The 1,887-nt window shown below is 57.3% G+C and carries 2 protein-coding genes; one reads left to right on the forward strand and one right to left on the reverse strand.

Going from position 1 to position 1,887, the window contains the following annotated elements:
- Positions 1–189 (forward strand): hypothetical protein (locus JF66_RS24795; RefSeq protein ID WP_231556542.1); only part of this gene is annotated, 189 nt, incomplete at its 5' end.
- 394 nt (positions 190–583) lie between these two features.
- Here the strand turns inward: JF66_RS24795 and JF66_RS22045 are convergent.
- Complete coding sequence (locus JF66_RS22045; protein ID WP_197059528.1) at positions 584–1,669, reverse strand: hypothetical protein; 1,086 nt, start codon at positions 1,667–1,669, stop codon at positions 584–586.
- Positions 1,670–1,887: the final 218 nt, after the last annotated feature.

Below are 1,887 nucleotides of genomic sequence, written 5' to 3' on the forward strand. Positions count from 1 at the left end.
CTGCCACTATTTGTCACCTGTACGCTCACATTGGCCTACGGTATTTCTGCAAGTGATCGCGGTGATTCAGCACAGGGGTTGGCCGTTTACATCTACGCAACGGCTACTGCAACTCTGGTAGCCGTGATCCTGACAGCAATCACGATGCTTGTCCTGAAGTCACGCTCGGCAGCTCCGTCATCCGCCTAGCGGTGTCGCAGCGGCGCATTACCACGCCGATCATTGCTGAACAGAACAAACAGAGGCGGGCGTTAGAACGCGAACAATCGAAGGCGACATGTCCAGCTTGTGCCGATCGACACTGCACCCGTGCAATCTCTATTTGGCCTGCGTGAAGAGCGATCCTTTAAACGGTTACGCGCTCGGACAGGTCTTGCTGGACGAACGGTGTCGCGGAGCCCAAGGGACCTTGTCGCGCGAAACGAGGGCCGCAGGTCTGAAATGATTGACTCTTGACCGTGCCACTCCCAACCGGAAGCCCTCGCATACGCACTCATTGCAGACTGTGGTGGTGGTTATTCAACGACAGCTGCGGTTTACTGCCCTAGCCGTCGGAGACCCTCACGGTTTGAGTCTGGTGACGTCAGTACCGGTTAGAAGTCGTCCAGTTGCAGTGGTGAACGGCAACACCGTATGTCCAGTCAACAGTGCGATTCGGACGGAACTGTTCCAAGTTCCAGTCGCCGGCGATGTTAAAGAACCCTCCTCCGACGTGGCAGTCATACTGCTGGTGCAGAGATTCCTTCGAGGTCACCGATGGCTGCTTCGTTTTCAGCTCTGACCATCCCGCATTCCAGAAAATAACCTGCCCGGTCCCCGGCCCATGGATGCCCTGCCCCCAAGCGGACTTCCGAGCGTTGACGGTCTGCTGACCGTTGGAGGAGCCAAGGTACGTGGTGGAGAAAAGGTCGACGCCTAACCACGGGTCGGCGACAACCGGGTAGGTAATACCGGACGCAGTGGCGTGATCTACGATCTGTGTAACCGTCGTTCCACTGATTTCATAGCGCGTTGGAACGTCCTTGCCGTTGGCATCTTTCGCCCATGCCGGCGCTATCCCGGCGAGGAAATCACCGTCGAAGTCCTGGAAAACCAGCGATCCACCCTCCAGCGTCTCGATAGAAGCCGTTCCGGGAATTGAAGTCTCGTAGGCGTACCGAGTCGGCGAGTCGGCGCCGTTGATGATTGTTGTGATCTGCACGGAACCGTCCGACTTGACGAGGGGAACAGACGAGGATCCGTTCAGGTGATCAAAGAGGGCCACCCCGTCTTCGAGGACCGTGGCGGCCTGGGTCACGTCAGCAAAGGGCAACTTGATTCCCGCACCGCTCAGTGCCTTGGACCCCCCTTCCAGAGTGATGGGGAAGTTGGAATCAAGCGGGATGGTGGTTGTAGTTTCGACAGTTTGAGAAGACGCCTTTGCGCTGATGGAGGCGCCGATGGTCTCAGAAGTGGTCGCCGTGAGAGCGGAACCATTCTTCTTGACATCGAGGTGTTTGTTCTCCAACACCTCAGGCGCGGCAGCGCTATAAATGCCCTCAAGCTGCACAGAATTGAGCTTCGCGTCAGTGTGCTCTATTTCCGCAGCCTGTGCAGCGTATTGTGGCATCGCGAGAGTGGCTAGCAGTGCCGCTATCCCGATGCTTAACGTGGCAGATTTAATTGTCAAGTTTCCCCCTATTGCCGTCCGCAGTCTTGCGGAGCGGTCCAGAGTCTACGGTGATCGTCAGCGGCTCGTCTACCCCCGAATAGACATGTACAATTCAGTCCCGTTTCAGTGAAATCCCTGTAACGCCTCGCGCTTGGCAAGCTGTCACGGCTACCGGAGCAGAGGCATACCCGCCCCCGCAACCGTGGCGTTGTCGTCGTCGCTTGGGAGGCCTGAAT

Origin of the sequence: Cryobacterium sp. MLB-32 (assembly GCF_000738085.1) — a bacterium.
Classification (GTDB): domain Bacteria; phylum Actinomycetota; class Actinomycetes; order Actinomycetales; family Microbacteriaceae; genus Cryobacterium.